The sequence below is a fragment of the Snodgrassella sp. W6238H11 genome, from assembly GCF_016100525.1.
Taxonomy (GTDB): domain Bacteria; phylum Pseudomonadota; class Gammaproteobacteria; order Burkholderiales; family Neisseriaceae; genus Snodgrassella; species Snodgrassella alvi.
Genome location: NZ_JACFSH010000003.1, coordinates 147,827 through 172,786, shown reverse-complemented (window position 1 = coordinate 172,786; position 24,960 = coordinate 147,827). Strand labels below are relative to the sequence as shown.

Annotated in this window: 38 protein-coding genes; all 38 read left to right on the top strand. The window is 43.3% G+C overall.

The features are described from left to right. The first annotated feature begins 1 nt into the window (after position 1). The 38 genes from rplB (at position 2) to H3V00_RS07070 (ending at position 24,909) form a co-directional block, all read left to right on the top strand. Complete coding sequence (gene rplB, locus H3V00_RS07255; RefSeq protein WP_198207307.1) at positions 2–838, top strand: 50S ribosomal protein L2; 837 nt, start codon at positions 2–4, stop codon at positions 836–838. 5 nt (positions 839–843) lie between these two features. Next, positions 844–1,119 (top strand): 30S ribosomal protein S19, encoded by a 276-nt coding sequence (gene rpsS, locus H3V00_RS07250; RefSeq protein ID WP_025331704.1) that lies wholly within the window; start codon positions 844–846, stop codon positions 1,117–1,119. Between the two features lie 10 nt (positions 1,120–1,129). Continuing rightward, positions 1,130–1,459 carry a 50S ribosomal protein L22 gene (gene rplV, locus H3V00_RS07245; protein ID WP_037394611.1) on the top strand — a complete coding sequence of 110 codons (330 nt, stop codon included), beginning with the start codon at positions 1,130–1,132 and terminating at the stop codon, positions 1,457–1,459. Between the two features lie 9 nt (positions 1,460–1,468). Next, positions 1,469–2,173 carry a 30S ribosomal protein S3 gene (rpsC, locus tag H3V00_RS07240; RefSeq protein WP_037394614.1) on the top strand — a complete coding sequence of 235 codons (705 nt, stop codon included), beginning with the start codon at positions 1,469–1,471 and terminating at the stop codon, positions 2,171–2,173. Then, a complete protein-coding gene (gene rplP / locus H3V00_RS07235; protein WP_037394618.1) occupies positions 2,157–2,573 on the top strand; it encodes a 50S ribosomal protein L16 in 417 nt (138 codons plus the stop codon). Before rpsC ends, rplP begins: the two co-directional genes overlap by 17 nt. Further along, positions 2,573–2,764 carry a 50S ribosomal protein L29 gene (gene rpmC, locus H3V00_RS07230; RefSeq protein ID WP_025331702.1) on the top strand — a complete coding sequence of 64 codons (192 nt, stop codon included), beginning with the start codon at positions 2,573–2,575 and terminating at the stop codon, positions 2,762–2,764. The genes rplP and rpmC overlap by 1 nt, the downstream gene beginning before the upstream one ends. Then, positions 2,764–3,027: a 30S ribosomal protein S17 gene (gene rpsQ, locus H3V00_RS07225; protein ID WP_025331701.1), complete on the top strand. Its 264-nt coding sequence runs from the start codon at positions 2,764–2,766 to the stop codon at positions 3,025–3,027. Before rpmC ends, rpsQ begins: the two co-directional genes overlap by 1 nt. 232 nt (positions 3,028–3,259) lie before the next feature. Continuing rightward, positions 3,260–3,628 carry a 50S ribosomal protein L14 gene (rplN, locus tag H3V00_RS07220; RefSeq protein WP_025331700.1) on the top strand — a complete coding sequence of 123 codons (369 nt, stop codon included), beginning with the start codon at positions 3,260–3,262 and terminating at the stop codon, positions 3,626–3,628. Positions 3,629–3,639: 11 nt separating this feature from the next. Continuing rightward, complete coding sequence (gene rplX, locus H3V00_RS07215) at positions 3,640–3,963, top strand: 50S ribosomal protein L24 (RefSeq protein WP_025331699.1); 324 nt, start codon at positions 3,640–3,642, stop codon at positions 3,961–3,963. Between the two features lie 10 nt (positions 3,964–3,973). After that, complete coding sequence (gene rplE / locus H3V00_RS07210) at positions 3,974–4,513, top strand: 50S ribosomal protein L5 (protein WP_025331698.1); 540 nt, start codon at positions 3,974–3,976, stop codon at positions 4,511–4,513. Between the two features lie 2 nt (positions 4,514–4,515). Beyond that, a complete protein-coding gene (gene rpsN, locus H3V00_RS07205; RefSeq protein WP_025331697.1) occupies positions 4,516–4,821 on the top strand; it encodes a 30S ribosomal protein S14 in 306 nt (101 codons plus the stop codon). A 14-nt stretch (positions 4,822–4,835) separates the two neighbouring features. Then, entirely contained in the window at positions 4,836–5,228 is a 393-nt protein-coding gene (rpsH, locus tag H3V00_RS07200) for a 30S ribosomal protein S8 (RefSeq protein ID WP_198207305.1), read from the top strand. A 9-nt stretch (positions 5,229–5,237) separates the two neighbouring features. Further along, positions 5,238–5,771 carry a 50S ribosomal protein L6 gene (rplF, locus tag H3V00_RS07195; RefSeq protein WP_025331695.1) on the top strand — a complete coding sequence of 178 codons (534 nt, stop codon included), beginning with the start codon at positions 5,238–5,240 and terminating at the stop codon, positions 5,769–5,771. A 13-nt stretch (positions 5,772–5,784) separates the two neighbouring features. After that, positions 5,785–6,138, top strand: coding sequence for a 50S ribosomal protein L18 (gene rplR / locus H3V00_RS07190; protein ID WP_025331694.1), 354 nt, complete (start codon positions 5,785–5,787; stop codon positions 6,136–6,138). 19 nt (positions 6,139–6,157) lie between these two features. Continuing rightward, on the top strand, positions 6,158–6,676 hold the full coding sequence (gene rpsE / locus H3V00_RS07185; protein WP_025331693.1) for a 30S ribosomal protein S5: 519 nt from the start codon (positions 6,158–6,160) through the stop codon (positions 6,674–6,676). Beyond that, entirely contained in the window at positions 6,669–6,854 is a 186-nt protein-coding gene (gene rpmD / locus H3V00_RS07180) for a 50S ribosomal protein L30 (RefSeq protein WP_025331692.1), read from the top strand. The genes rpsE and rpmD overlap by 8 nt, the downstream gene beginning before the upstream one ends. A 1-nt stretch (position 6,855) precedes the next feature. Further along, complete coding sequence (rplO, locus tag H3V00_RS07175) at positions 6,856–7,290, top strand: 50S ribosomal protein L15 (RefSeq protein WP_025331691.1); 435 nt, start codon at positions 6,856–6,858, stop codon at positions 7,288–7,290. A gap of 13 nt (positions 7,291–7,303) precedes the next feature. Further along, complete coding sequence (secY, locus tag H3V00_RS07170; protein ID WP_025331690.1) at positions 7,304–8,620, top strand: preprotein translocase subunit SecY; 1,317 nt, start codon at positions 7,304–7,306, stop codon at positions 8,618–8,620. Positions 8,621–8,625: 5 nt separating this feature from the next. Continuing rightward, positions 8,626–8,844: a translation initiation factor IF-1 gene (gene infA / locus H3V00_RS07165; protein ID WP_003684714.1), complete on the top strand. Its 219-nt coding sequence runs from the start codon at positions 8,626–8,628 to the stop codon at positions 8,842–8,844. An 18-nt stretch (positions 8,845–8,862) separates the two neighbouring features. Next, positions 8,863–8,976, top strand: a complete 114-nt coding sequence (rpmJ, locus tag H3V00_RS07160) for a 50S ribosomal protein L36 (RefSeq protein WP_003697674.1) — start codon at positions 8,863–8,865, stop codon at positions 8,974–8,976. A 56-nt stretch (positions 8,977–9,032) separates the two neighbouring features. Further along, on the top strand, positions 9,033–9,395 hold the full coding sequence (gene rpsM / locus H3V00_RS07155; protein ID WP_025331689.1) for a 30S ribosomal protein S13: 363 nt from the start codon (positions 9,033–9,035) through the stop codon (positions 9,393–9,395). A 16-nt stretch (positions 9,396–9,411) separates the two neighbouring features. Next, complete coding sequence (gene rpsK / locus H3V00_RS07150) at positions 9,412–9,804, top strand: 30S ribosomal protein S11 (RefSeq protein ID WP_025331688.1); 393 nt, start codon at positions 9,412–9,414, stop codon at positions 9,802–9,804. A gap of 15 nt (positions 9,805–9,819) precedes the next feature. Further along, entirely contained in the window at positions 9,820–10,440 is a 621-nt protein-coding gene (gene rpsD, locus H3V00_RS07145) for a 30S ribosomal protein S4 (RefSeq protein ID WP_025331687.1), read from the top strand. A 24-nt stretch (positions 10,441–10,464) separates the two neighbouring features. Then, positions 10,465–11,451 carry a DNA-directed RNA polymerase subunit alpha gene (gene rpoA, locus H3V00_RS07140; RefSeq protein ID WP_025331686.1) on the top strand — a complete coding sequence of 329 codons (987 nt, stop codon included), beginning with the start codon at positions 10,465–10,467 and terminating at the stop codon, positions 11,449–11,451. An 18-nt stretch (positions 11,452–11,469) separates the two neighbouring features. Next, positions 11,470–11,853 (top strand): 50S ribosomal protein L17, encoded by a 384-nt coding sequence (rplQ, locus tag H3V00_RS07135; RefSeq protein WP_025331685.1) that lies wholly within the window; start codon positions 11,470–11,472, stop codon positions 11,851–11,853. A gap of 447 nt (positions 11,854–12,300) precedes the next feature. Further along, positions 12,301–12,687: a hypothetical protein gene (locus H3V00_RS07130; RefSeq protein ID WP_110414714.1), complete on the top strand. Its 387-nt coding sequence runs from the start codon at positions 12,301–12,303 to the stop codon at positions 12,685–12,687. A 14-nt stretch (positions 12,688–12,701) separates the two neighbouring features. After that, positions 12,702–14,030, top strand: a complete 1,329-nt coding sequence (gene miaB / locus H3V00_RS07125) for a tRNA (N6-isopentenyl adenosine(37)-C2)-methylthiotransferase MiaB (protein WP_037394635.1) — start codon at positions 12,702–12,704, stop codon at positions 14,028–14,030. A 205-nt stretch (positions 14,031–14,235) separates the two neighbouring features. Continuing rightward, positions 14,236–15,549 (top strand): NCS2 family permease, encoded by a 1,314-nt coding sequence (locus H3V00_RS07120; protein WP_084548680.1) that lies wholly within the window; start codon positions 14,236–14,238, stop codon positions 15,547–15,549. 125 nt (positions 15,550–15,674) lie between these two features. Next, positions 15,675–16,238 carry a carbonic anhydrase gene (locus H3V00_RS07115; protein ID WP_025331681.1) on the top strand — a complete coding sequence of 188 codons (564 nt, stop codon included), beginning with the start codon at positions 15,675–15,677 and terminating at the stop codon, positions 16,236–16,238. Then, positions 16,235–16,870, top strand: coding sequence for a nicotinate-nucleotide adenylyltransferase (gene nadD, locus H3V00_RS07110; protein ID WP_198207303.1), 636 nt, complete (start codon positions 16,235–16,237; stop codon positions 16,868–16,870). Before H3V00_RS07115 ends, nadD begins: the two co-directional genes overlap by 4 nt. Before the next feature lie 62 nt (positions 16,871–16,932). Further along, a complete protein-coding gene (rsfS, locus tag H3V00_RS07105) occupies positions 16,933–17,322 on the top strand; it encodes a ribosome silencing factor (protein ID WP_025331679.1) in 390 nt (129 codons plus the stop codon). A 32-nt stretch (positions 17,323–17,354) separates the two neighbouring features. Beyond that, positions 17,355–17,825 carry a 23S rRNA (pseudouridine(1915)-N(3))-methyltransferase RlmH gene (rlmH, locus tag H3V00_RS07100; protein WP_198207301.1) on the top strand — a complete coding sequence of 157 codons (471 nt, stop codon included), beginning with the start codon at positions 17,355–17,357 and terminating at the stop codon, positions 17,823–17,825. Between the two features lie 206 nt (positions 17,826–18,031). Beyond that, positions 18,032–19,909: a 1-deoxy-D-xylulose-5-phosphate synthase gene (dxs, locus tag H3V00_RS07095; RefSeq protein ID WP_198207300.1), complete on the top strand. Its 1,878-nt coding sequence runs from the start codon at positions 18,032–18,034 to the stop codon at positions 19,907–19,909. 608 nt (positions 19,910–20,517) lie between these two features. Beyond that, positions 20,518–21,522, top strand: coding sequence for a tRNA dihydrouridine synthase DusB (dusB, locus tag H3V00_RS07090; RefSeq protein ID WP_198207298.1), 1,005 nt, complete (start codon positions 20,518–20,520; stop codon positions 21,520–21,522). Positions 21,523–21,565: 43 nt separating this feature from the next. Next, on the top strand, positions 21,566–21,802 hold the full coding sequence (locus tag H3V00_RS07085; RefSeq protein ID WP_037394816.1) for a Fis family transcriptional regulator: 237 nt from the start codon (positions 21,566–21,568) through the stop codon (positions 21,800–21,802). Positions 21,803–21,834: 32 nt separating this feature from the next. Continuing rightward, entirely contained in the window at positions 21,835–23,409 is a 1,575-nt protein-coding gene (gene purH, locus H3V00_RS07080) for a bifunctional phosphoribosylaminoimidazolecarboxamide formyltransferase/IMP cyclohydrolase (RefSeq protein ID WP_198207296.1), read from the top strand. Positions 23,410–23,441: 32 nt separating this feature from the next. After that, complete coding sequence (locus tag H3V00_RS07075; protein WP_198207294.1) at positions 23,442–24,248, top strand: sulfite exporter TauE/SafE family protein; 807 nt, start codon at positions 23,442–23,444, stop codon at positions 24,246–24,248. A gap of 25 nt (positions 24,249–24,273) precedes the next feature. Then, entirely contained in the window at positions 24,274–24,909 is a 636-nt protein-coding gene (locus H3V00_RS07070; protein ID WP_198207292.1) for an MBL fold metallo-hydrolase, read from the top strand. Positions 24,910–24,960: the final 51 nt, after the last annotated feature.

The window sequence follows — 24,960 nt, the reverse complement described above, 5'->3', positions numbered from 1 at the left end:
TATGGCTATTGTTAAAATGAAGCCGACTTCTGCTGGCCGTCGCGGAATGGTACGCGTGGTTGCGGAAGGCTTGCATAAAGGTGCATCCTATGCACCATTATTAGAAAAACAGTCTTCAACTGCCGGTCGTAATCACGGCGGACGCATTACAACCCGTCATAAAGGTGGTGGTCACAAACACCATTACCGTATTGTTGACTTTAAACGTAATGATAAAGACGGTATCGCTGCTAAAGTGGAACGTATTGAGTACGATCCGAACCGTACCGCTCATATTGCGTTATTGTGTTTTGCAGATGGTGAACGCCGTTACATTATTGCGCCGCGTAATGTTCAGGTAGGTGCCGTATTGGTTTCCGGTTCTGAAGCTGCAATTAAAGCTGGTAATAATCTGCCAATCCGCAATATTCCGGTAGGTACAACTCTTCATTGTATCGAAATGAAACCGGGTAAAGGTGCACAGATTGCCCGTTCAGCCGGTGCATCTGCTGTATTGCTGGCAAAAGAAGGCGTATATGCACAGCTGCGTCTGCGTTCAGGTGAAGTACGTAAAATTCATGTTGATTGCCGTGCCACCATTGGTGAAGTAGGCAATGAAGAACAAAGCCTGCAAAAACTGGGTAAAGCCGGTGCTAAACGCTGGCGTGGTATTCGTCCGACCGTACGCGGTGTTGTGATGAACCCGGTTGACCACCCGCATGGTGGTGGTGAAGGTCGTACTGGTGAAGCTCGTGAACCGGTTAGCCCATGGGGTACACCGACTAAAGGCTATCGTACTCGTCGTAATAAACGCACGAACAATATGATTGTTCGCCGCCGTTACTCAAATAAAGGTTAACTGATATGGCTCGTTCATTAAAAAAAGGCCCATATGTCGACCTGCATTTACTGAAAAAGGTCGATGCGGCTCGTGCTAATAACGACAAACGCCCGATTAAAACCTGGTCACGTCGTTCCACTATTCTGCCTGATTTTATCGGTCTAACCATTGCTGTACACAACGGCCGTACCCACGTGCCGGTATTTATCAGCGATAACATGGTTGGTCATAAGTTGGGTGAGTTCTCATTGACCCGTACCTTCAAAGGCCATTTGGCTGATAAGAAGGCTAAAAAATAAGGGATAAAACATGAGAGTTAGTGCACAACACAAAAATGCCCGTATTTCAGCACAAAAAGCCCGTCTGGTAGCTGACTTAGTACGTGGTAAAGATATTGCCCAGGCGTTGAATATTTTGACATTCAGCCCGAAAAAAGGTGCTGAACTGATTAAAAAGGTACTGGAATCTGCAGTAGCCAATGCTGAACACAACGAAGGTGCTGATATCGATGAACTGAAAGTGGTTACTATTTATATCGACAAAGGTCCGAGTCTGAAACGTTTTCAGGCACGTGCTAAAGGTCGTGGTAACCGCATCGAAAAACAAACTTGTCACATCAACGTGATTGTAGGCAACTAAGGAAAAGCGATGGGACAAAAAATTAACCCTACAGGCTTTCGCCTGGCAGTGAATAAAGATTGGTCTTCCAAGTGGTTTGCCAAAAGCGGCGACTTTTCCAAAGTGCTGAAAGAAGATATCGACGTGCGTCATTTTTTACGCAAACGTCTTGCAAATGCTTCTGTAGGTCGCGTGGTAATTGAACGCCCGGCAAAATCTGCACGTATTACCATTTACAGTGCCCGTCCTGGTATTGTAATCGGTAAAAAAGGTGAAGACATTGAAGTATTAAAACGTGATTTGCAGAAAATCATGGGCGTGCCGGTGCATGTAAACATCGAAGAAATCCGTAAACCGGAAATCGATGCGCAAATTATTGCGGACAATATTGCCGGACAACTGGAAAAACGCGTTATGTTCCGTCGTGCCATGAAACGTGCTATGCAGAATGCTATGCGCGTTGGCGCCAAAGGCATCAAAATTATGTCTTCAGGTCGTCTGAACGGTATCGAAATTGCGCGTACCGAATGGTATCGTGAAGGTCGTGTGCCTTTGCATACCCTGCGTGCCAATGTTGACTACGCTACCAGCGAAGCCAAAACTACATATGGCATTATCGGTATCAAAGTCTGGGTTTACAAAGGTGAACTGACACCGGGTGAAATTCAGGCTAAGCCGGAACAGGACAAGAAACACAGCAGAAAGGCAGGTGGTCGAAATGCTGCAGCCAACTAGAATGAAATACCGCAAACAGCAAAAAGGCCGCAACACCGGTATTGCTACTCGTGGCAATAAAGTTAGCTTTGGTGATTTTGGTCTGAAAGCTGTGGGTCGCGGTCGTTTGACTGCACGCCAGATTGAGGCAGCACGTCGTGCAATGACCCGTCATATTAAACGTGGCGGTCGTATCTGGATCCGCGTATTCCCGGATAAACCTATTACTGAAAAACCAATTCAGGTTCGTATGGGTGGCGGTAAAGGTAATGTGGAATATTACATTGCTGAAATCCAGCCGGGCAAAATGCTCTACGAAATGGACGGTGTTGATGAAACATTGGCTCGTCAGGCTTTTGAACTGGCTGCAGCCAAATTGCCGATTCAGACTGTATTTGTTAAACGCCAGGTAGGTCAATAATGAAAACCAGTGAATTGAAAGACAAATCTGTTGAGCAGTTAAACGAAGAACTGGTTGGTCTGTTGAAAGCGCAGTTTGGTTTGCGTATGCAGCACGCCACCGGCCAGCTGGGTAAAAACAGTGAGCTGAAAAAAGTGCGTCGTAATATTGCTCGTGTAAAAACCATTTTGCATCAGAAGGATGGTGAATAATGACTGAAGCTAAAAACGTACGTACTTTGCAGGGCAAAGTCGTGAGCGACAAAATGGATAAAACTGTAACAGTATTGGTGGAACGTAAAGTGAAACATCCGCTGTATGGTAAAGTAATCCGTCGTTCTACTAAAATCCATGCGCACGATGAGCAAAACCAATACGGTATTGGTGACGTTGTTGTCATTTCCGAAGGTCGCCCGTTGTCAAAAACCAAAAGCTGGGTTGTAACTGAGCTGATTGAGAAAGCACGTAATGTGTAATTAACACAACAATGTGCTGCAATTAGGGAACGAAGTCTTGCGACAATCAGATATTGTCTGTAAACTTCGTTCCTTAACTTTCAGTTTCTTGAAAGTCTCCGGCAGTCGCCGGAACTCTCCCTTCGGGACCCAAGACTGGTTTACTAGAACCGTTAATGGTTTCAGACAGCTATTAAGTGGTAACAGGCTGACTGAAAGCGGTAAATTAAGTTGGATTTTTAAAGGTAATAACATGATTCAAATGCAGACCATCTTAGATGTGGCTGACAACTCTGGTGCGCGCCGCGTAATGTGCATCAAAGTATTAGGTGGATCTAAGCGTCGCTACGCATCTGTAGGCGACATTATTAAAGTGGCCGTAAAAGACGCAGCTCCCCGTGGTCGCGTTAAAAAGGGCGATGTATATAACGCTGTGGTAGTGCGTACAGCTAAAGGTGTACGTCGTAATGACGGAGCACTGATCAAATTTGATAACAATGCAGCCGTGCTGTTGAATACCAAACTGGAACCAATTGGTACCCGTATTTTTGGCCCGGTAACCCGTGAGCTACGTACTGAGCGATTCATGAAAATCGTTTCATTAGCTCCTGAAGTACTGTAAGTGAGGTTGCAATGAAAAAGATTAAAACTGGTGATCAGGTGATTATTATTGCCGGTAAAGATAAGGGCAAACAGGGTAAAGTAGTGCGTGTTTTGGGTGATAAAGTGATTGTTGACGGCGTAAATCGTGTTAAACGTCACCAGAAACCTAACCCCATGCGTGGGATTGAAGGTGGTGTAATCACCAAAGATGCGCCATTGGCTATTTCCAATGTAGCGATTTTCAATCCGGAAACCCAAAAAGCTGACCGCGTAGGTATCAAAGTAGAAACTGTAGACGGCAAAGTAGTGCGTACCCGTGTATATAAATCTACCGGTGCCGCCGTGGGAGCTTAAGGAGTAATCAATGGCTCGTTTAAAAGACTTTTATAACACTACTGTTGTTCCTGAGTTGACCAAACAGTTCGGTTACAAATCTATCATGGAAGTACCGCGTATTGAAAAAATTACCCTCAACATGGGTGTTGGTGAAGCGGTTGCCGATAAAAAAGTAATGGAACATGCAGTTGGTGATCTGGAAAAAATTGCTGGTCAGAAACCAGTAGTAACTGTAGCACGCAAGTCAATTGCAGGCTTTAAAATCCGTGATAATTACCCGATTGGCTGCAAAGTAACTTTGCGCCGTGATCGTATGTATGAATTTCTGGATCGTCTGATTGCAATCGCTTTGCCGCGTGTACGTGACTTCCGCGGTGTAAATGGTAAATCATTCGACGGTCGTGGTAATTACAACATGGGCGTGCGTGAACAAATTATTTTCCCGGAAATTGAATACGATAAAATTGATGCTTTGCGTGGTTTGAATATTACTATTACCACTACTGCCAAAACTGACGCAGAAGCCAAAGCACTGCTGTCTCTGTTCAAATTTCCGTTTAAGGGTTAATTATGGCTAAGAAAGCACTTATTAATCGTGAGCTGAAGCGTGAAGCTTTGGCAAAAAAATATGCTGCAAAGCGTGAAGCCATTTTCGCCATCATCAATGATGCTAACGCGACTGATGAAGAACATTTTCAGGCACGTCTGAAACTGCAGGCTATCCCGCGTAATGCTGCTCCGATTCGTCAACGTCGTCGCTGCGCTTTGACCGGTCGTCCGCGTGGAAATTTCCGTAAATTCGGCTTGGCCCGTACCAAAATCCGTGAAATCGCCATGCGTGGTGAAATTCCGGGTGTCATCAAAGCCAGCTGGTAATAGGAGTATAAAATATGAGTATGCATGATCCTATTTCCGATATGTTGACCCGTATTCGCAACGCTCAGCGTGCGAATAAAGTCTCTGTAAGTATGCCTTCTTCAAAACTGAAAGTAGCAATTGCCAAAGTTTTGAAAGAAGAAGGCTACGTAGAAGATTTCTCCGTATCTACTGAAACCAAGGCGACATTGGAAATACAATTGAAATACTATGCAGGTCAGCCGGTAATAGAGCGCATTCAGCGCGTATCACGTCCTGGTCTGCGTGTGTATAAAGGTTCCAACGACATTCCTTCTGTAATGAATGGTTTGGGCGTTGTGATTGTGAGCACTTCTAAAGGCGTAATGACTGACCGTAAAGCCCGTGCCAATGGTATTGGCGGTGAGTTATTGTGCGTAGTTGCCTAAGGAGAAAACATGTCTCGAATTGCAAAACATCCGGTAGTGGTTCCGGCTGGCGTTGACGTTAAGTTTTCTCCAGAGGCTATCATTGTTAAAGGTAAAAACGGCGAATTGTCTCTGCATCAGCACGCTGAAGTGAATGTAGCATTGAATGATGGTCAGCTGGTTGTTACCGCCAATGATAACAGTACAAAAGCAAATGCTTTATCCGGTACAGTTCGTGCTTTATTGCACAATATGGTTGTGGGCGTGAGCAATGGTTTTGAGAAAAAGCTGCAACTGATTGGTGTGGGTTATCGCGCTCAGGCTCAGGGTAAAGTATTGAATCTTTCTTTAGGTTACTCTCATCCGATTAACTACGAATTGCCTGAAGGTATTACTGCTACTACTCCTTCTGCTACCGAAGTAATCATTGCCGGTGCAGATAAACAGGTAGTAGGGCAGGTGGCCGCTGAAATTCGTGGATTCCGTCCGCCGGAACCTTATAAAGGTAAAGGTGTACGTTATGCTGATGAGCGTGTCGTTATTAAAGAAACCAAGAAAAAATAATTGAGGCTCACTGATGGATAAAAATGTAGCAAGACTGCGTCGAGCACGTAAAACCCGTGCCAAAATTGCAGCCCTGAACAAAGTGAGATTGTGCGTTTTCCGCACCAATAATCACATTTATGCCCAGGTTATTAGCGCTGAAGGTGACCGAGTACTGGCTCAGGCCTCTACTCTTGAGGCTGATGTTCGTGCCAGCATTAAATATGGTAGCAATGTAGATGCTGCTGTTGTAGTTGGCAAACGCATTGCTGAAAAAGCCAAAGCGGCAGGCATTGATGCAGTGGCTTTTGACCGTTCTGGTTTTCAATACCATGGTCGCGTTAAAGCCTTGGCTGAGGCAGCCCGTGAAAACGGTTTGAGCTTCTAATAAACTGGAGACCAGAAATATGGCAAAACACGAAACTGAAGAACGCGGTGACGGCCTGATTGAAAAAATGGTTGCCGTAAACCGTGTGACCAAAGTGGTTAAGGGTGGCCGCATTATGGCCTTCTCGGCTTTAACCGTAGTAGGTGATGGCGATGGTCGCATTGGTATGGGCAAAGGTAAATCTAAAGAAGTGCCTGTGGCTGTACAGAAAGCTATGGATCAAGCCCGCCGCAATATGATCAAAGTGCCTTTAAATGGACGTACCATTCATCACGAAGTAATTGGTCGCCATGGTGCAACACGTGTATTCATGCAACCGGCCAAAGAAGGTAATGGTGTGAAAGCTGGTGGTCCAATGCGTTTGGTATTTGATGCAATGGGTATTCATAATATCTCTGCTAAAGTACATGGTTCAACCAATCCATACAACATTGTTCGCGCAACTCTGGATGGATTGTCTAAACTGTATACGCCGGCTGAGATTGCTGCTAAACGTGGCCTGACCGTAGAAGAAATTTTAGGAGCAGATCATGAGTGAGCAAAAAACCATACGCATTACACTGGTTAAAAGCCTGATTGGCACTATTGCTGCTCATCGTGCCTGTGCACGCGGTTTAGGCTTACGTCACCGCGAGCATACTGTTGAAGTGCTTGATACCCCCGAAAATCGTGGCATGATCAACAAAATCAGCTACCTTTTGAAAGTGGAGAAGTAACATGCTTTTGAATACCATTCAACCTGCTGAAGGTGCTAAACACGCGGCTCGCCGTGTAGGTCGTGGCATTGGCAGCGGTTTAGGCAAAACTTGTGGCCGAGGCCATAAGGGTCAGAAAAGCCGTAAAGGTGGTTATCATAAAGTCGGTTTCGAAGGCGGTCAGATGCCTTTGCAACGCCGCCTGCCGAAACGCGGTTTTAAATCTCTGACTGCTAATCTGAATGCAGAAGTGCGTTTAGATGAACTGGCTAAAATTGCAGTTGATGAAATTGATGTTTTAGTTCTGAAACAGGCAGGACTGGTGCCTGCTACTGCTCTGAATGTTAAAATTATTGCATCAGGCAGTATTGATAAGGCGGTAACTTTAAATGGTATTAAGGCCACCAAAGGTGCGCAACAGGCCATTGAAGCTGCCGGTGGTAAAGTAGCAGAATAAGGCAAGGACTCAAGTGGCTAATCCGCAATCCGCAACAGGACTTTCAAAGTTCGGTGATTTGAAAAATCGTCTGTTATTTTTACTTGGTGCGTTGGTTGTATTCCGCATCGGTTCACATATTCCAGTGCCCGGTGTGGATGGTGCTGCTTTGACCAAATTGTATGAAAGTGCCGGCGGAGGCATATTAAGTATGCTTAATATGTTTTCCGGCGGTTCTCTGCAACGGTTCAGTATTTTTGCAATAGGTGTGATGCCCTATATTTCAGCCTCAATTATTATTCAGCTTGCTTCTGAAATTATTCCTTCATTGAAGGCTCTAAAAAAAGAAGGTGAGGCGGGGCGCCGTACTTTGACCAAATATACCCGTTACGGTACTGTTTTGCTGGCCACTTTGCAAAGCTTTGGTGCTGCTGCATTTGTTTACCAGCAGAATGTAGTAGTTTCCGGTCAGATTGAGTTTTATTTCTCGACTATGGTTTGTCTGGTTACAGGAACCATGTTTCTGATGTGGCTGGGTGAACAAATTACTGAACGTGGTATAGGTAATGGTATTTCGCTGATTATTACCGCCGGTATTGCAGCCAGTCTGCCTGCCGGTATTGGTCGTTTGCTGACATTAACCAGTCAGGGATCAATTAGTTATCTGATGGCTGTTGCACTGATTGTTGGTGCGCTGGCATTGATATATGCTGTTGTATATATTGAAAGTGCACAACGTAAAGTACCTGTGCAATATGCCAAACGTCAGGTAGGTAATCGTATTATGCAGGCGCAAAACTCTCATCTGCCGTTCAAACTGAATATGGCTGGGGTTATTCCGCCAATTTTTGCATCCAGTATCATTTTGTTTCCTTCTACTCTGTTAAGCTGGTTTGGTTCGGCAAATCCGGATAGTTGGTTACAGAAACTGGCTACATTATTGCAGCATGGTCAGCCTGTTTATATTTTGTTATTTGCAGCTACTATTATCTTCTTTTGTTATTTCTATACGGCTTTGGTGTTCAGTCCAAGGGAAATGGCAGAAAATCTGAAGAAAAGTGGTGCTTTCGTTCCGGGTATTCGGCCTGGTGAGCAAACCAGTCGTTATCTGGAGAAAGTTGTATTGCGTTTGACCTTTTGGGGCGCAATTTATATTGCTATCGTGTGCCTGATTCCGGAAGTGCTGACTTCTGCGATGAATGTACCTTTCTATCTAGGTGGCACCTCACTACTTATTCTGGTGGTGGTGACCATGGATTTTAAAACGCAAATCGCTTCTTACGTAATGAGCAGTCAGTATGAACATCTGATGAAGCGTTCTGCGATGAAATCATTATCATCACGTCGTTAAGTATTATGGCTAAAGAAGATACCATACAAATGCAGGGTGAAATTCTTGAAACCCTGCCCAACGCAACTTTTAAAGTTAAACTTGAAAACGATCATGTCGTTTTAGGTCATATTTCCGGAAAAATGCGCATGCATTACATTCGTATTTCACCCGGTGATAAAGTGACTGTGGAATTGACTCCGTACGATTTGACTCGTGCCCGCATCGTTTTCCGCGCCCGCTAAGAGTAGAAAGGAAATAATATGCGCGTTCAGCCATCGGTAAAGAAAATTTGCCGTAATTGTAAAATCATTCGTCGTAATCGTGTCGTACGCGTGATTTGTACTGACCCTCGTCATAAACAACGCCAAGGCTAATGGATAACCATAAGTCTTTGTGTTATAGTGACAGACTTTTGCCCTAAGGAAAAAATATGGCTCGTATTGCAGGGGTAAATATCCCTAACAATGCCCATATCGTAATTGGCCTTCAGGCTATTTATGGTATTGGTTCGTCTCGCGCTAAACTGGTTTGCGAAGCTGCCGGCGTTGTGCCGAGCACTAAAGTAAAAGATTTAGACGAGACTCAGCTTGATGCTTTGCGTGAACAGATTGCCAAATACCATGTGGAAGGTGATCTGCGCCGTGAAGTAACCATGAACATCAAACGTCTGATGGACATGGGCTGTTATCGTGGTCTGCGTCATCGTCGTGGTTTACCGTGCCGTGGTCAGCGTACCCGTACCAATGCGCGTACGCGTAAAGGTCCGCGTAAAGCGATCGCAGGCAAGAAATAATTGATAAGGAATAATAATGGCTAAAGCAAACACAGCTCGTGTGCGCAAGAAAGTACGTAAATCCGTAAGTGAAGGTATTGTGCATGTACATGCATCTTTCAATAATACCATCATTACTATCACTGACCGTCAGGGCAATGCATTATCTTGGGCTACCTCTGGCGGTGCTGGTTTTAAAGGTTCACGTAAGAGCACACCATTTGCCGCTCAGGTTGCGGCAGAAGCAGCTGGTAAAGTTGCCCAAGAGTATGGCGTAAAAAATCTGGAAGTTCGCATTAAAGGGCCGGGTCCTGGTCGCGAATCTTCTGTGCGTGCGCTCAACGCTCTTGGTTTCAAGATTACCAGTATTACAGACGTTACTCCATTGCCACACAATGGTTGTCGGCCACCTAAAAAACGTCGTATCTAACAGGAGTATTTGAGTATGGCACGTTATACCGGCCCGAAATGTAAATTAGCCCGTCGTGAGGGCACAGATCTGTTTCTTAAGAGTGCACGTCGCTCTTTGGATTCAAAATGTAAACTAGACTCTGCTCCCGGCCAGCATGGCGCAAAAAAACCGCGTTTGTCCGGCTATGGTCTGCAATTACGTGAAAAACAGAAAATCCGCCGTATTTACGGTGTGTTAGAACGTCAGTTCCGCCGTTATTTTGCTGAAGCAGCCCGTCGTAAAGGTTCGACTGGTGAATTGCTGCTTCAGTTGTTGGAATCTCGTTTAGACAACGTGGTATACCGTATGGGGTTTGGCTCTACTCGTGCTGAAGCCCGTCAATTGGTATCTCACAAAGCCATTACCGTGAACGGTCAGGTTGTAAACATCCCTTCTTTTCAGGTGAAAGCTGGTGATGTGGTTGCTGTTCGCGAAAAAGCCAAAAAACAGGTGCGAATTCAGGAAGCATTCAGTCTTGCCAGTCAGATTGGTTTACCAAGCTGGGTTTCTGTTGAAGAAGGCAAGCTGGAAGGTGTTTTCAAAAACATGCCAGATCGCACTGAATTGAGTGGCGATATTAATGAACAGCTGGTGGTAGAGTTTTACTCTAAATAAAGCTGGTTAAGTGAGGACAGTTAAATGCAAAACACATCCGAATTCTTGAAGCCACGTCAAATTGACGTTGACACCTTGTCTGCTACCCGTGCCAAAGTGTCTATGGAGCCTTTTGAACGTGGTTTCGGCCATACCTTGGGTAATGCTTTGCGTCGTATCTTACTGTCATCAATGAATGGTTATGCGTCGACAGAAGTAACGATTGAAGGCGTATTGCATGAATATTCTACACTTGACAGCGTTCAGGAGGATGTTGTTGATATTCTACTGAACCTGAAAGGTGTAGTATTTAAAGTGCATGGCCGCACAGAAGTAACTTTAAGTTTGAAAAAATCAGGTGCCGGTGTTGTTACCGCAGCTGATATTGAGTTACCTCATGATGTCGAAATTGTTAACCCTGATCATGTTATCTGCCACCTGTCTGAAGGTGGTAGTATCAATATGGAAATTAAGGTTGAACAAGGCAGAGGCTATGAGTCTGTGTCAGGCCGTCGTAATAAAGACGACCACAAACGTATCGGCGCTATTCAACTAGATGCAAGCTTTTCGCCTATCAGTCGTGTCAGCTTTGAAGTAGAACCTGCTCGTGTTGAGCAGCGTACTGATTTAGATCGTCTGGTTTTAGATATTGAAACCAACGGTGCTATTGACCCTGAAGAAGCAGTTCGCAATGCGGCCTGTATTTTGATTGATCAAATGTCAATTTTTGCAGATTTACAGGGTACTCCAGTTACCGTGGTAGAAGAGAAAGAACCACCGATTGATCCGATTCTGCTTCGTCCAGTTGATGATCTGGAGTTGACCGTTCGTTCAGCAAACTGCTTGAAAGCTGAAGATATTTACTATATTGGCGATTTGATTCAACGCACAGAGACTGAATTGTTGAAAACCCCGAATCTGGGTAGAAAATCTCTGAACGAAATCAAGGAAGTCCTGGCTTCCAAAGGATTGACGTTGGGTTCAAAACTGGAAGCCTGGCCGCCGGCCAGTCTGGAAAAGCCACAAGTTTGATGATTAAAGGATAATGACATGCGTCATCGTAATGGTAACCGCAAATTAAATCGCACCAGCAGTCATCGCGCTGCTATGTTGCGTAATATGGCCAATTCTTTATTGACTCACGAAACAATTGTAACTACTTTGCCGAAAGCAAAAGAGTTGCGTCGTGTAGCTGAACCATTGATTACTTTAGGTAAAAAGCCTTCACTGGCTAATCATCGTTTAGCTTTTAATCGTACACGTGATCGTGATGTTGTTGTTAAATTATTCAATGAGTTAGGCCCGCGCTTTGCTAATCGGAATGGTGGCTATCTGCGCATATTGAAGTATGGCTTCCGTAAAGGCGATAATGCTCCGCTGGCTCTGGTTGAGTTGGTTGAGAAAGCACCTGAATCTGAAGCTGTAGCTGAGTAATCAGGCTTCACGAACAAGCCAGCCATTAGGCTGGCTTGTTTCATTTTGATTTTTTGCTTTATGGTTTTGTGAATAGTTTGAAAATGTGTATTTATTTAGTAGTCGTGATGTAGTAATTCAGTATATATCTATAAATTTTAGTAGGTACGATTCACTATTTTTTCATTATTGAGTAAGTTTGGTTTTTTGTTATGATGCCGAAAATATAGTTATTTTAGGAATTAATCAATACACAAATAAAAAGCTGATTTTTGAACCGAATTTAAACTACTTGTTTAGTGTAAGTTTATTACCGTAATTCTATTTAAATACATTTGTTTGATTTAATAAGTTTGTATTTACTGTTTTAGCTTTTCAGAATTCGTTTTTCTTAAAAAGCTGCTGTTTATCTCTCTTCTGCGTATAATTATTGACTCTTATCTGACTATTGTTATTTAAGGAGAAATCATGAAATATTTACGTTTAGTATTGTTGAGCCTGATTTTTTTATCCTCTTCATTAGTATGGGCAGGTCGTGTTTTACCTAATGATATTCATATAGTTGTATTGAAACAAGCAGAAGGACAGCAGGTTGTATTAGGAACGGCAAAAAAGGCATGGTTACGTACGTTAAGTCTGGGCTTAGTTAAAGGTAATAAAACATTTCAATTAAGCAGGGGAGTACGTATACATGATACAAATAATCGTTTTGTTACGTATAACAATTTGTACAAATTTAAGAATACAACGATAGCAGTGCGCGTTGACAGAGCAAATCAGATTCAGGAAATCTGGGTACTGACTGATGAAGAGCAGGATGCATTGGTGAGACCCAATAATCCGCAGGTTGAATAATTATTGTAGGTGTTATGAAAAAAGTATTTATACGAACCTTTGGTTGTCAGATGAATGAATACGACAGTGAAAAAATGCTGTCTGTTCTGGCAGAAGGGCAACCTTTAGAACGAACTGACAGGGCTGAAGATGCAGATATTATTCTTTTTAATACCTGTTCGGTTCGGGAAAAGGCTCAGGAAAAAGTATTTTCAGATTTGGGGCGTATCCGACCTTTGAAAGTTAAAAATCCGGATTTAATTATCGGTGTCGGTGGTTGTGTGGCTTCACAAGAAGGTGAGGCGATTATTCAGCGCGCACCTTATGTGGATGTGGTTTTCGGTCCTCAGACTTTGCATCGTTTACCACAAATGATTCTTGATAAGGAAACCAGTGGTCTGTCGCAGGTAGATATTTCTTTTCCGGAAATAGAAAAATTTGATCATTTACCGCCTGCACGTGTTGAAGGTGGAGCAGCGTTCGTATCTATTATGGAAGGCTGTTCCAAATATTGCAGTTTTTGTGTTGTACCCTACACGCGCGGAGAGGAATTTTCACGTCCACTTGACGATGTGCTTACTGAAATTGCCGGTCTGGCACAACAGGGTGTCAAGGAAATTAATCTGCTGGGACAAAACGTAAACGCCTATCGCGGCGATATGGGTGATGGTGAAATCTGTGATTTCGCGACGTTGCTGCGCATAGTGCATGAGATACCTGGTATTGAACGCATGCGCTTTACGACCAGCCACCCGCGAGAATTTTCTGATGCAATCATTGAGTGTTATCGTGATTTACCTAAGCTGGTATCACATTTGCATCTTCCGGTACAGTCTGGTTCTGACCGTGTTTTAATGGCAATGAAACGTGGCTATACAGCCTTAGAGTATAAACATATTATCCGTAAGTTGCGGGCTATCCGGCCGGATTTATGTTTAAGTTCAGACTTTATTGTTGGCTTTCCGGGAGAAACTGAGCGTGAGTTTGAGCAAACTCTGAAGTTAGTACAAGATCTGGCTTTTGATTTAAGCTTTGTATTTATCTATAGTCCGCGTCCGGGAACACCGGCAGCAAATTTACCGGATGATACTCCTCATGCTGAAAAAGTACGTCGTCTGGAAGCATTAAATACAGTGATTGAAGCTGAGACAGCGCGTATTAATCAATCTATGCTTGGCAGTGTACAGCGCTGTCTTGTAGAAGGTGTGTCTAAAAAAGATCCTGATCAGTTACAGGCGCGTACAGCAAATAACCGAGTAGTTAATTTTACAGGGCATCCTCGTTTGATTAATCAGATGGTAGAGCTGGAAATCACTGAGGCACATACTTTTTCTTTACGCGGAAAAATGGTTTTAGCCGATTAAGTGATTAATCTTTCTAATAAGGGGAAACGCTGCATTAATCCATTTATCTGGATACCGGAACATGTACATTAATACAGTATAAAGGCTGTGCTTGTTGTCGGAATGTGATGCTATATTTATTTGTTTTTTCGTCTGGTTATCAGTAAACATTTATTAATGATAACCGGTTTTGTCTGGCCTTTGTTCGGTATTAAAAGGAATTGGCATGAGCCCAGCGGGTACTTCTTTTCTGGATCGTTTTTTTAAAATTAAAGAAAGTGGCAGCAGTGTGCGCACTGAGGTGTTAGCCGGTCTGACTACTTTTTTGGCAATGAGCTATATTCTGGTAGTTAATCCTTCCATTCTTAAGGATGCCGGAATGGATTTTGGTGCGGTATTTGTAGCTACCTGTATTTCTTCAGCTTTTGCCTGCATGATGATGGGATTGGTAGCCAATTATCCGATCGCACTCGCGCCCGGTATGGGACTGAATGCTTATTTTACTTATGCTGTTGTAAAAGGTATGGGTATATCATGGCAGGTAGCACTGGGTGCAGTTTTTGTTTCCGGTATTGTTTTTATTATCTTAAGCCTGTTTAAGGTGCGCGAAGCGATTGTTAATTCACTACCGAATTCTCTCAAGTATTCTATTGGCGGCGGTATTGGTTTATTTCTGGCTCTGGTAGCGCTCAAAAGTGCCGGAGTGGTGGTATCTAATCCGGCCACTCTGGTCAGCCTGGGTGATATTCATTCTCCTCAGGTGTTGCTGACGATCGTGGGCTTTTGTTTTATTGTTACTTTGGAGCATTTCCGCATACGTGGCGGAATTATTATCGGTATTTTGGCAATTACGGCTATTGCTTCAGTAGCAGGTCTTAATGAATTTAAGGGAGTATTTGCGCCGGTACCCTCTCTGGCTCCTACCTTTTTACAGCTGGATTTTCATGATTTATTTACCATGAGTCTGGTTAGCGTTATTTTTGTGTTTTTCTTTGTGGATTTATTTGACAGTACCGGTGTTCTGATTGGTGTTGCCGGACGTGCCGGTTTGTTAGTGGATGGCAAATTACCACGGGTAAAAAAAGCGTTGCTGGCCGATTCAACGGCAATTGTTGTCGGTGCTGGGCTGGGGACTTCTTCTACTACTGCTTATGTAGAGTCGGCAGCCGGAGCAGCTGCAGGCGGTCGTACAGGTCTGACAGCAGTGGTGGTTGGTCTTCTGATGCTGGCCAGTTTGTGGTTTTCCAAGCTTGCTGCCAGTGTACCGGCATATGCAACTGCGCCTGCTTTGTTATATGTGGGTGTACTGATGATGCGCAGTATGACGGAAATTGACTGGAAAGATGTATCGGAAGCTGCACCTGCATTTTTTACACTGATTTTTATGCCTTTCGCTTATTCAATTGCAGATGGTATTGCAATGGGTTTTATTAGTTATGCACTAATTAAACTGTTCTGTGGCAGAGTTAAAGAAGTTTCTTATATGGTGTGGATTATTGCTGTACTATGGGCTTTTAAATTGCTCTGGTTAGGTGCATAGACAGTTCGGTTTGTTAACAGGCAGCCGTTGGGCTGCCTGAATATTTTATGGTTTTTGTTCTTCGGGCTGATGTATCAATGTAATAAGATTCATGTAACGATTAAATAAATGCAGAGGGAGAAATTATGTCTTTAATCGATGAAATTATGGACTTTAATCAAAGATTTGTTGATGCAGAAGAGTATGAGCAATTTTTTACAGATAAATATCCGGAAAAAAATCTGGCGATTGTTTCCTGTATGGACGCACGGATTCTGGATTTATTACCCCGTGCTCTGGGATTGAAGAATGGAGATGCTAAGGTAATTCGTAACGCCGGTGCTTTAGTCACCCATCCCTGGGGTTCCGTGATGCGTTCATTACTAGTGGCTGTATTTGAAATGAATGTAACTGAAATTATGGTGATCGGGCATTATGATTGCGGCATGCAGGAATTACATGTGCCTGATATGCTTGACCGGATGCGCGCCCGGGGGATCAGCGATGAGCGCCTTGAAATTCTGGAAAATGCCGGCGTAGATTTTCATAAATGGTTAACTGATTTTGATTGTGTGGAAGATGCTATTATGCATTCGGTGAATATGATACGTAAGCATCCTCTGATGCCCAGTGAGATTAGGGTACATGGTCTAGTTATTCATCCCATTACCGGTAAGCTGAATATTGTGGTTAACGGAAATAAAGTATGAAACGTATCGGTTTGTTCGGCGGCACTTTTGATCCTCCGCATAATGGACATATTCATATTGCACAGGGTTTTGCGGATGAGTTAATGCTGGATAATGTTATTTTTATTCCGGCTGGTGATCCGTATCATAAACCGACGGTTGCCTGTACGCCGGCACTACAACGTCTTGCTATGGTGGAAAAGGCAATTAGTACAGACAAACGTTTTAGTGTATCTGATTGCGATGTACTACGTAATGGGCCTACATATACTATTGATACGGTATCTCTGTTTCATCAGGTATTTCCGCAGACTCAGTTATGGTGGTTGCTGGGAATGGATTCATTGTTGCAATTACTTCACTGGCATCGCTATCAGGCTCTGCTACAAAGTGTGAATCTGGCAATTGCTCAGCGCGGTCAACAGGGATTAACCGATTTGCCGGAATCATTGCAGCAATGGTTGCCAGATGCACTGGCTAAAAATATGACTGTACCGGATGGTAGTGATGGCGGACGTGCTGTTTTATTACAAACGTCATTTTTACCAGTCAGCTCAACTGATATTCGTGCAAAATGGTCATCAGGTCATCATGATGATGTTCCGGAGACTGTGGCTGAATATATCGACCATGAAGGTCTTTATCAGGCATAATTTATATTTATAGAGTATTTCTAAGCTGGAAATGCTTTTAACATAATAGGGTATTTTACTATATGGATGAAAATCTTATCGCTCAATGGGAAAATATGGTAGCCGTTAGCGTTAATGCACTTGAAGATATTAAAGGAAAAGATATTATTGTGCTGGATACTTCAGCACAAACTTCGCTGTTTTCGCGCATGATTATTGCCAGTGGTGACAGTACACGTCAGGTAAAGGCTCTGGCCAATAATGTGGCTGTCGATTTGAAAGAGGCTGGTTATGAAATTATCAGCACTGAAGGTCTTGATAGCGGTGAATGGGCATTGGTTGATGCTGGTGATCTGGTTGTGCACGTTATGCAGCCGGCAGTACGCGATTATTATGATATTGAAGCTTTGTGGGGTGGTGAAAAGCCTTCCTTTCATGCTGGGGCAGCTAAGCCATGGCAGGCTGCAGATTGATTTGTGCCGGATACTAATTTTACTGGAATTGAATGAATATTACTGTGCTGGCGGTAGGAACGAAAATGCCGCAATGGATAGATTATGCTGTAACCGATTACAGTAAAAGATTTGGTCGTGAAATTCAGTTTCAGCTTAAAGAAATCAAGCCGGAAAAACGCGGTCCCGGAACGAGTACAGTGCAGGCAATGGTTGCAGAAGAGGCGCGTATTGTTGCAGCCATTCCTGCGCATAGTTACCTGATAGTTCTGGATGAGCGCGGAAAAGCCCCTACTTCGATGGAACTCGCTGACTGGTTAAAAAAATGGCAGCATCAGGGTGATAATCTGTGTTTTGTTATTGGTGGTGCCGATGGTATGACTGATAGTTTAAAGCAGCGGGCGAATTTGTTATTGCGGCTCTCCAGTCTTACTTTACCTCATGGTATGGTGCGGGTATTGCTGACAGAGCAGCTTTATCGTGCACAGTCGATTCTGCATAATCATCCTTATCATCGTGAGTAATTCAATAGTGTTGATTGGTAATTTAAGATTGAATTGTTTTGATTGACTGAAATTATTTGGATGAATCCGGATAAAAATAATTTATCGTCATAAAGTGAAATACCCCCGTGCAGGGGGTATGCTGGTATATAATTACTCTGCATTTATTTGGCAGGTATTTGATCTGTCATCCGGATTAATAAATTAATAATAAGCAAAGTCTGATCATGAATTCTACACCACTGCTTGATACCATTGATTTACCGCAGGATGTTCGTCGTTTACAAAAAACACAGTTACCTGAGCTGGCCGATGAATTACGCGCCTATTTACTGGAATCAGTAAGTAAAACAGGTGGACACTTTGCCAGTAATCTGGGGGCTGTTGAGTTAACTGTTGCTTTGCATTTTGTATATCAGACGCCATATGACCATCTGATTTGGGATGTAGGGCATCAGAGTTATCCGCATAAAATTCTGACCGGACGTAAGCAACGCATGAATACAATGCGGCAATGCGGTGGTCTGGCTGGGTTTCCTAAACGCAGCGAGTCTGAATACGATGTGTTTGGCGTCGGTCATTCCTCTACTTCAATTGGTGCTGCTCTGGGTATGGCTGTTGCTGATAAATTACAGCATAAAACCAATCGTAGTGTGGCTATTATTGGTGACGGGGCAATGACGGCTGGGCAGGCATTTGAAGCGTTGAATAATGCCGGGGATATGGACATTGATTTGTTGGTTATTCTCAACGATAACGAAATGTCTATTTCACCCAATGTGGGAGCTTTACCCAAATATTTGGCGAAAAATCCTTTGCATGATGTAAAAGACTTAGTGAAATCTATCAAGCACAAATCAGAAAAAGTGCTGAGTCTGGTTCCGGGTGCTCTGGATGTGGCTCAGCGGGTAGAAAATAAAATTAAGGGGCTGATTGAAGAAAGCACCAGCTCTGAAACTTTATCATTATTTGATAATTTTGGATTTACCTATTCCGGTCCGGTTGACGGGCATGATGTGATTCAGCTGGTAGATGTATTGCAGGAAATGCGCAGCCGTAAAGGGCCGCAATTGTTGCATATTATTACTAAAAAAGGGCATGGCTATAAACTGGCAGAAAATGATCCGGTTGCATTCCATGCTGTCAGTGCATTTGATCCTCAGCAGGGTTTGCATTCATCTGCCGGGGCTGCTAAACCCACTTATACACAGATTTTTAGTCAGTGGATAATCGATCAGGCCGCAGCAGACAATAAATTACTGGCCATTACTCCGGCAATGCGTGAAGGCAGTGGTCTGGTAGAGTTTGAGAAGCTTTACCCTGAACGTTATTTTGATGTAGGTATTGCAGAACAGCATGCGGTTACTTTTGCTGCCGGACTTGCCTGTGAGCAGATGAAGCCGGTTGTAGCAATTTATTCAACTTTTCTGCAACGTGCTTACGATCAGCTGATTCATGATGTGGCATTACAGAATTTGCCGGTTTTGTTTGCTATTGATCGCGGCGGAATTGTCGGTGCAGATGGTCCGACACATGCGGGTGTCTATGATTTAAGCTATTTGCGCTGTGTACCTAATCTGGTAATTGCTATTCCTAGTGATGAACGCGAATGCCGTTTACTATTATCAAGCTGCTATCAGCTTAATCAGCCGGCGGCTGTGCGTTATCCGCGTGGTACGGGTACCGGTATCGAAGCGGGATCAGATTTGTCCACAGTAGCAATTGGTAAGGGAGTAGTACGCCGCAAAGGAAGTAAAATTGCTTTGGTAGCGTTTGGTAGTATGGTACAACCGGCACTGACTGTAGCTAATGCTATTGATGCTACAGTAGCAGATATGCGTTTTGTCAAACCACTGGATACAGAGTTATTAGTACAGCTGGCAGCAGAACATGATTATATAGTTACGCTTGAAGAAAACAGTAAAATTGGCGGTGCAGGAAGTGCTGTGCTTGAAGCGCTGGTACAGCATAATCTGACTAAACCTGTTTTGACACTCGGAATTCCTGATATTGTTACTGAACATGGTGATACAGCACGATTGTTAGCGCAAATGGGATTAAATGCAGAAAAAATTCAGCAACAAATTCTTCAATGGATAGAATAATTGTTATCTGAATAGTATCCGGCAGCTTAATAGAGTTTTTTATCTTAATAAAACTTTATTAAGCTGCTCTTTTAGTATGATGGACTGTATTTGTAGCTTTCAATATCTTCCTGCCAGCTAACTGTACCTAAGATCATTTAACTTCACACAAAATAAAATAAATATTGCCAGCAAGCTTTAAAATCACTTTAAATATCACCTGTAATCTGCTTGTGGTTATTTGACCAACAAGTCGACAGGCTGTTTTATATCTTCTTATTTAAGTACTGACATTTTGAAATAGTCGCTTTATTGCAGCAGAGATAAATATAAGCAAATTGCATAAAATTTATTATATTCTGGCCTGTTAGCTAGTATTTTACTCGTAATTGATTAATCAGTATTTAACCGATACAGCAAATATCTATTTCGGACATCTGAAAGCAAATTGCAGAAAACAAACTGGGCTAAAGTATTAGCGGGCTAAAACTATTTTATATTTAATAAATAATTTTTTTTAAATTAATCAATGAACTATTTTAATAATATTATTTATATTTGGAGTGAGTGCCTAAAAAATGTACAATATTTAGATATTTATTCTTCTTTCTCCGTTTGATTTAGCAATTATGCAAATTGGTTGTTATCAGCTTGCTACTCCGTTTGCCTTAGCTCCGATGGCAGGTATAACTGATAAACCTTTCCGTCAGTTATGCCGTGAATTTGGTGCAGGCTGGGCTGTAAGTGAAATGATTACCAGTGATCCTTATTTACAGAAAACTCGTAAGACTTTGCAGCGGGCAGACTACGACGGTGAAAGCGGGGTCAGGGTAGTACAGATTGCGGGTAGTTATCCGCAGCAGCTGGCCGAGGCTGCCTGCTATAATGTAGCCCGTGGTGCTGAAGTAATTGATATTAATATGGGCTGCCCGGCAAAAAAAGTATGTAATGTATTGGCTGGCAGTGCTCTATTACAAAATGAATCGCTGGTTAAGGCTATTTTGCAAACCGTTGTCGGCGCAGTTGATGTTCCGGTAACGCTGAAAACCCGTCTGGGATGGGATGACGATCATCGTAATATTTTAACCATTGCGCAAATAGCTGAACAGGCAGGAATTGCTGCTCTTGCTATCCATGGACGAACACGAACGCAAATGTACCGGGGAACGGCAAGTTATGATCTGATTACACAAGTACGACAGAAGATAAACCTGCCATTATGGGTTAACGGTGATATTACCAGCCCGCAAAAAGCGATTGATATAAAACAACAAACCGCCGCCGATGGTGTGATGATCGGGCGCGCTGCACAGGGACAGCCATGGTTGTTCCGCGATTTGGTACATTACTATAAGCATGGTTGTTTACCGCAGGCACTGACCGTAGCGGAGCATGCGCAGATTATAGTTAATCATGTTTCTGCTATACATGATTTTTACGGGATATTTACGGGGGTGCGCATTGCCCGTAAACATATTGGCTGGTATGTGTCCGGTCTGCCGGAAGGTGAAATTTTTCGCAGACAGGTGAATACGACAGATGATGCGCAAATACAGTTGCAGCTGGTTAATGATTTTCTGGACAGGCAAGTAGCACAATTAACAGAGTGGCCATGTGATTACCGTGAGCAATAAGCAGTTTGCCCTGAGTTATATAAGGAAAATGTAAATGAGTGAAATGCCTAAAGTTAGTATCGCTCAATGTATAGAGGCAAATGTACGTCAATATTTTGCTGATCTTGATGGTGAAACACCTTGTGCAGTATATGATATGGTATTACAGCAGATGGAATTACCGCTATTACGTTGTGTAATGGACGTATGTGATAACAATCAGACACGTGCAGCACAAATTCTTGGTTTGAACCGCAATACTTTACGTAAAAAATTAATCCAGCATCATCTGCTGGATTAAATCAGTAATATTCGCATATTAAGGGAGAAATCATGGCTGTAATCAAACGGGCACTGCTGAGTGTATCAGACAAAACCGGTGTAATTGAATTTGCGCATCAGCTGGCACAATTGGGGGTTGAATTACTGTCAACCGGAGGCACAGCCAGTTTACTGGCTGATGCCGGTATTGCTGTCACTGAAGTGGCAGACTATACGGGTTTTCCGGAAATGCTGGACGGACGGGTTAAAACATTACATCCGAAAATTCATGGCGGTATTCTGGGACGACGTGACTGTCCTGAGCATGTAGCACAAATGGCAGAGCATGATATTGGAACCATTGATCTGGTTTGTGTAAATTTGTATCCATTTGCGGCAACAGTAGCTAAACCTGACTGCACACTGGAAGATGCTATTGAAAACATTGATATTGGTGGTCCGACAATGGTGCGTTCTGCAGCCAAAAACTGGCGGGATGTAGCCATTGTTACAGATTATCATGATTATGAAGCCGTTATTGCCGAAATACAGCAGCTTGGCAGTTTATCCGCGCAAACGCGTTTTAATCTGGCACGAAAAGCTTTTGCCCATACAGCTCAATATGACGGCATGATCACTAATTACCTGACTCGTATTGACGATCAAAATTTGTCCGGAAAGCCGCAATTACACACTTTTCCTCAGCAATATAATCAGAACTGGTTGAAAGTGCAGGATTTACGCTATGGAGAAAATCCTCATCAGCAGGCAGCATTTTATCGTGATGTGAGCCCGGCTGCCGGTAGTCTGGCTAATTATCAGCAATTGCAAGGCAAAGAATTATCATATAACAATATTGCTGATGCCGATGCAGCATGGGAGGCTGTTAAATCTTTTACTCAGCCAGCCTGTGTTATCGTTAAGCATGCTAACCCTTGCGGAGTAGCAGTTGCAGCGGATACGTTAACCGCTTACCGTCTGGCATTTGCTACCGATACAACCAGTGCATTTGGCGGTATTATCGCGTTTAACCGTGAGGTAGATGCAGCAACAGTAGAAGCAGTTACCGGTCAGTTTCTTGAGGTATTAATGGCACCCGGATTCAGTGCAGAGGCAAAAGCTATTATTGCTGCTAAAAAAAATGTACGTGTGCTTGAAATTCCTTTGTCAGCCGGAGCCAATCAGTTTGAATTAAAGCGTGTCGGCGGTGGTCTACTGGTACAGACACCGGATAATCATCAGATCGAAAAAGCACAATTGCAGGTAGTCACATTACGTTCACCGACTGACCAAGAAATGCATGATTTACTGTTTGTATGGAAAGTAGCGAAATACGTAAAATCGAATGCAATTGTTTTTGGTAAAGGCGGTCAAACCTATGGTATCGGGGCAGGTCAGATGAGCAGGGTTGATTCAACCAGAATCGCTGCCCGTAAGGCACAGGATGCAGGTTTTGAACTGACAGGTGCCTGTGCTGCCTCAGATGCATTTTTTCCTTTCAGAGATGGTGTAGATGTAATTGCTGCGCAGGGTATTAAAGCCATTATTCAGCCTGGCGGTTCTGTACGGGATGAAGAGGTGATTAATGCAGCCAATGAGCATGGTATAGCAATGGTCGTAACCGGAGTACGCCACTTTCGCCATTAATATACAGTATTAGTGCAGCAAAAAAATAATCTATGGAACTGCTTGCTTATTTAATAATCGGTGCGGTAGCCGGCTTTGCTGCCGGTCTGTTCGGAGTAGGTGGTGGTTTAATCGTTGTTCCTATACTCTATATAGTCTTTATGCATGCGGGCTATGGTGAGGCTGTCACCATGCATCTTGCGCTTGGCACATCCCTAGCCACTATTATGGTTACGTCAGTCAGTTCCATGCTGGCTCATAATAAAAATCATGCAGTGCTCTGGCCGGTGGTAGGACGGTTAACTCCTGGACTTGTATTTGGCTCATTCGCAGGTGCGGCTATTGCTGATGCTTTATCCGGTCAGAAATTGCAACTGGTTATCGGTATTTTTACTTTGTTCGTTGGCATCAATATGCTTCGCAGAGCCCGGGTAAAATCCAGCAGACAGAACAGGCCGTTAATTAATCCACGCTGGCACTGGTGTGCAGGTGTTGTTATTGGCCTGGCATCTGCTTTATTTGGTATCGGAGGCGGAAGTTTAACAGTGCCTTATCTGAATCGAAGCGGAATAGCAATGCAACAGGCAGTAGGATCCTCCGCTGCATGTGGTTTGCCGATTGCGATTGCTGGGGCATTAGGCTTTATATTCTTTGGAGCGCATGAACACATTGATATAGCTCATACCATTGGTTATGTTCATATTTACGCATTTATTGGTATAAGTATTATGAGCTTTATCACTGCCAAACAGGGGGCTAAAGTAGCTCATCGGCTTTCACCGACAATGCTGAAACAATGTTTTGCCTGTTTATTATTGTTCGTGAGTATATATTTTTTAAGCAAAGCACTATTCTTATAAATTAGTAACAAAATAAGAGAAAATAATGGCTTTACAAATTCAAGTGATACCAGTAACACCATTTCAACAAAATGCAGCATTGCTTTGGGATGATGTCAGCAAGGAAGCTGTACTAACTGATGTTGGCGGAGAGGCTGAACGTTTATTATCTGCAGTCAGCCAGCACCAGCTTAAACTGCAGGCTATCTGGTTAACACATGGACATCTTGATCATGCCAGTGGTGTAGCCGATTTAACTGAGCAGCAAAGTGTCCCTGTGTTGGGGCCGCATCAGTCTGATGATTATTGGTTGCAGGCATTACCTGAAATTACCGCTAATTATGGTTTTCCGGTTAGTAAACCACTTACTCCCACACGCTGGTTGGAAGATGGCGATGAATTATCCGTTGGTGAACATAAATTTATTGTTTATCACATACCCGGTCATACGCCCGGTCATGTTGTGTTTTACAATCAGGAAAATAACTTATTGATTGCTGGTGATGTTTTATTCCGTGAATCTATCGGCCGTACTGATTTTCCAGGCGGAAATCATGCTGATTTAATTCATGGGATTCAAAGTAAACTACTAACTTTGCCAGATAGTACCCGTGTTTTGCCGGGGCATGGTCCTATGACTACTATCGGTCATGAGAAACTGCATAATCCATATTTACGCTAATCAGGCTTGCATTTAACTGACAAAGTGTTCAAATTTATCCTGCAAAACCTG

Bases quoted from the DNA above. Each gene is read 5' to 3' on its own strand.
- rplP (WP_037394618.1), top strand. From the start codon at position 2,157: ATGCTGCAGCCAACTAGAATGAAATACCGCAAACAGCAAAAAGGCCGC.
- rplF (WP_025331695.1), top strand. From the start codon at position 5,238: ATGTCTCGAATTGCAAAACATCCGGTAGTGGTTCCGGCTGGCGTTGAC.
- rpsC (WP_037394614.1), top strand. From the start codon at position 1,469: ATGGGACAAAAAATTAACCCTACAGGCTTTCGCCTGGCAGTGAATAAA.
- rpoA (WP_025331686.1), top strand. From the start codon at position 10,465: ATGCAAAACACATCCGAATTCTTGAAGCCACGTCAAATTGACGTTGAC.
- rplO (WP_025331691.1), top strand. From the start codon at position 6,856: ATGCTTTTGAATACCATTCAACCTGCTGAAGGTGCTAAACACGCGGCT.
- rpsS (WP_025331704.1), top strand. From the start codon at position 844: ATGGCTCGTTCATTAAAAAAAGGCCCATATGTCGACCTGCATTTACTG.
- dusB (WP_198207298.1), top strand. From the start codon at position 20,518: ATGCAAATTGGTTGTTATCAGCTTGCTACTCCGTTTGCCTTAGCTCCG.
- H3V00_RS07120 (WP_084548680.1), top strand. From the start codon at position 14,236: ATGAGCCCAGCGGGTACTTCTTTTCTGGATCGTTTTTTTAAAATTAAA.
- miaB (WP_037394635.1), top strand. From the start codon at position 12,702: ATGAAAAAAGTATTTATACGAACCTTTGGTTGTCAGATGAATGAATAC.
- rpsM (WP_025331689.1), top strand. From the start codon at position 9,033: ATGGCTCGTATTGCAGGGGTAAATATCCCTAACAATGCCCATATCGTA.
- nadD (WP_198207303.1), top strand. From the start codon at position 16,235: ATGAAACGTATCGGTTTGTTCGGCGGCACTTTTGATCCTCCGCATAAT.
- H3V00_RS07085 (WP_037394816.1), top strand. From the start codon at position 21,566: ATGCCTAAAGTTAGTATCGCTCAATGTATAGAGGCAAATGTACGTCAA.
- rplB (WP_198207307.1), top strand. From the start codon at position 2: ATGGCTATTGTTAAAATGAAGCCGACTTCTGCTGGCCGTCGCGGAATG.
- rpsK (WP_025331688.1), top strand. From the start codon at position 9,412: ATGGCTAAAGCAAACACAGCTCGTGTGCGCAAGAAAGTACGTAAATCC.
- rpsD (WP_025331687.1), top strand. From the start codon at position 9,820: ATGGCACGTTATACCGGCCCGAAATGTAAATTAGCCCGTCGTGAGGGC.
- rpsH (WP_198207305.1), top strand. From the start codon at position 4,836: ATGAGTATGCATGATCCTATTTCCGATATGTTGACCCGTATTCGCAAC.
- rpmD (WP_025331692.1), top strand. From the start codon at position 6,669: ATGAGTGAGCAAAAAACCATACGCATTACACTGGTTAAAAGCCTGATT.
- purH (WP_198207296.1), top strand. From the start codon at position 21,835: ATGGCTGTAATCAAACGGGCACTGCTGAGTGTATCAGACAAAACCGGT.
- H3V00_RS07075 (WP_198207294.1), top strand. From the start codon at position 23,442: ATGGAACTGCTTGCTTATTTAATAATCGGTGCGGTAGCCGGCTTTGCT.
- rpsE (WP_025331693.1), top strand. From the start codon at position 6,158: ATGGCAAAACACGAAACTGAAGAACGCGGTGACGGCCTGATTGAAAAA.
- rpsN (WP_025331697.1), top strand. From the start codon at position 4,516: ATGGCTAAGAAAGCACTTATTAATCGTGAGCTGAAGCGTGAAGCTTTG.
- dxs (WP_198207300.1), top strand. From the start codon at position 18,032: ATGAATTCTACACCACTGCTTGATACCATTGATTTACCGCAGGATGTT.
- rpsQ (WP_025331701.1), top strand. From the start codon at position 2,764: ATGACTGAAGCTAAAAACGTACGTACTTTGCAGGGCAAAGTCGTGAGC.
- rpmJ (WP_003697674.1), top strand. From the start codon at position 8,863: ATGCGCGTTCAGCCATCGGTAAAGAAAATTTGCCGTAATTGTAAAATC.
- infA (WP_003684714.1), top strand. From the start codon at position 8,626: ATGGCTAAAGAAGATACCATACAAATGCAGGGTGAAATTCTTGAAACC.
- H3V00_RS07115 (WP_025331681.1), top strand. From the start codon at position 15,675: ATGTCTTTAATCGATGAAATTATGGACTTTAATCAAAGATTTGTTGAT.
- rplV (WP_037394611.1), top strand. From the start codon at position 1,130: ATGAGAGTTAGTGCACAACACAAAAATGCCCGTATTTCAGCACAAAAA.
- rplX (WP_025331699.1), top strand. From the start codon at position 3,640: ATGAAAAAGATTAAAACTGGTGATCAGGTGATTATTATTGCCGGTAAA.
- rpmC (WP_025331702.1), top strand. From the start codon at position 2,573: ATGAAAACCAGTGAATTGAAAGACAAATCTGTTGAGCAGTTAAACGAA.
- rplR (WP_025331694.1), top strand. From the start codon at position 5,785: ATGGATAAAAATGTAGCAAGACTGCGTCGAGCACGTAAAACCCGTGCC.
- rlmH (WP_198207301.1), top strand. From the start codon at position 17,355: ATGAATATTACTGTGCTGGCGGTAGGAACGAAAATGCCGCAATGGATA.
- rplQ (WP_025331685.1), top strand. From the start codon at position 11,470: ATGCGTCATCGTAATGGTAACCGCAAATTAAATCGCACCAGCAGTCAT.
- rplN (WP_025331700.1), top strand. From the start codon at position 3,260: ATGATTCAAATGCAGACCATCTTAGATGTGGCTGACAACTCTGGTGCG.
- H3V00_RS07070 (WP_198207292.1), top strand. From the start codon at position 24,274: ATGGCTTTACAAATTCAAGTGATACCAGTAACACCATTTCAACAAAAT.
- H3V00_RS07130 (WP_110414714.1), top strand. From the start codon at position 12,301: ATGAAATATTTACGTTTAGTATTGTTGAGCCTGATTTTTTTATCCTCT.
- rplE (WP_025331698.1), top strand. From the start codon at position 3,974: ATGGCTCGTTTAAAAGACTTTTATAACACTACTGTTGTTCCTGAGTTG.
- rsfS (WP_025331679.1), top strand. From the start codon at position 16,933: ATGGATGAAAATCTTATCGCTCAATGGGAAAATATGGTAGCCGTTAGC.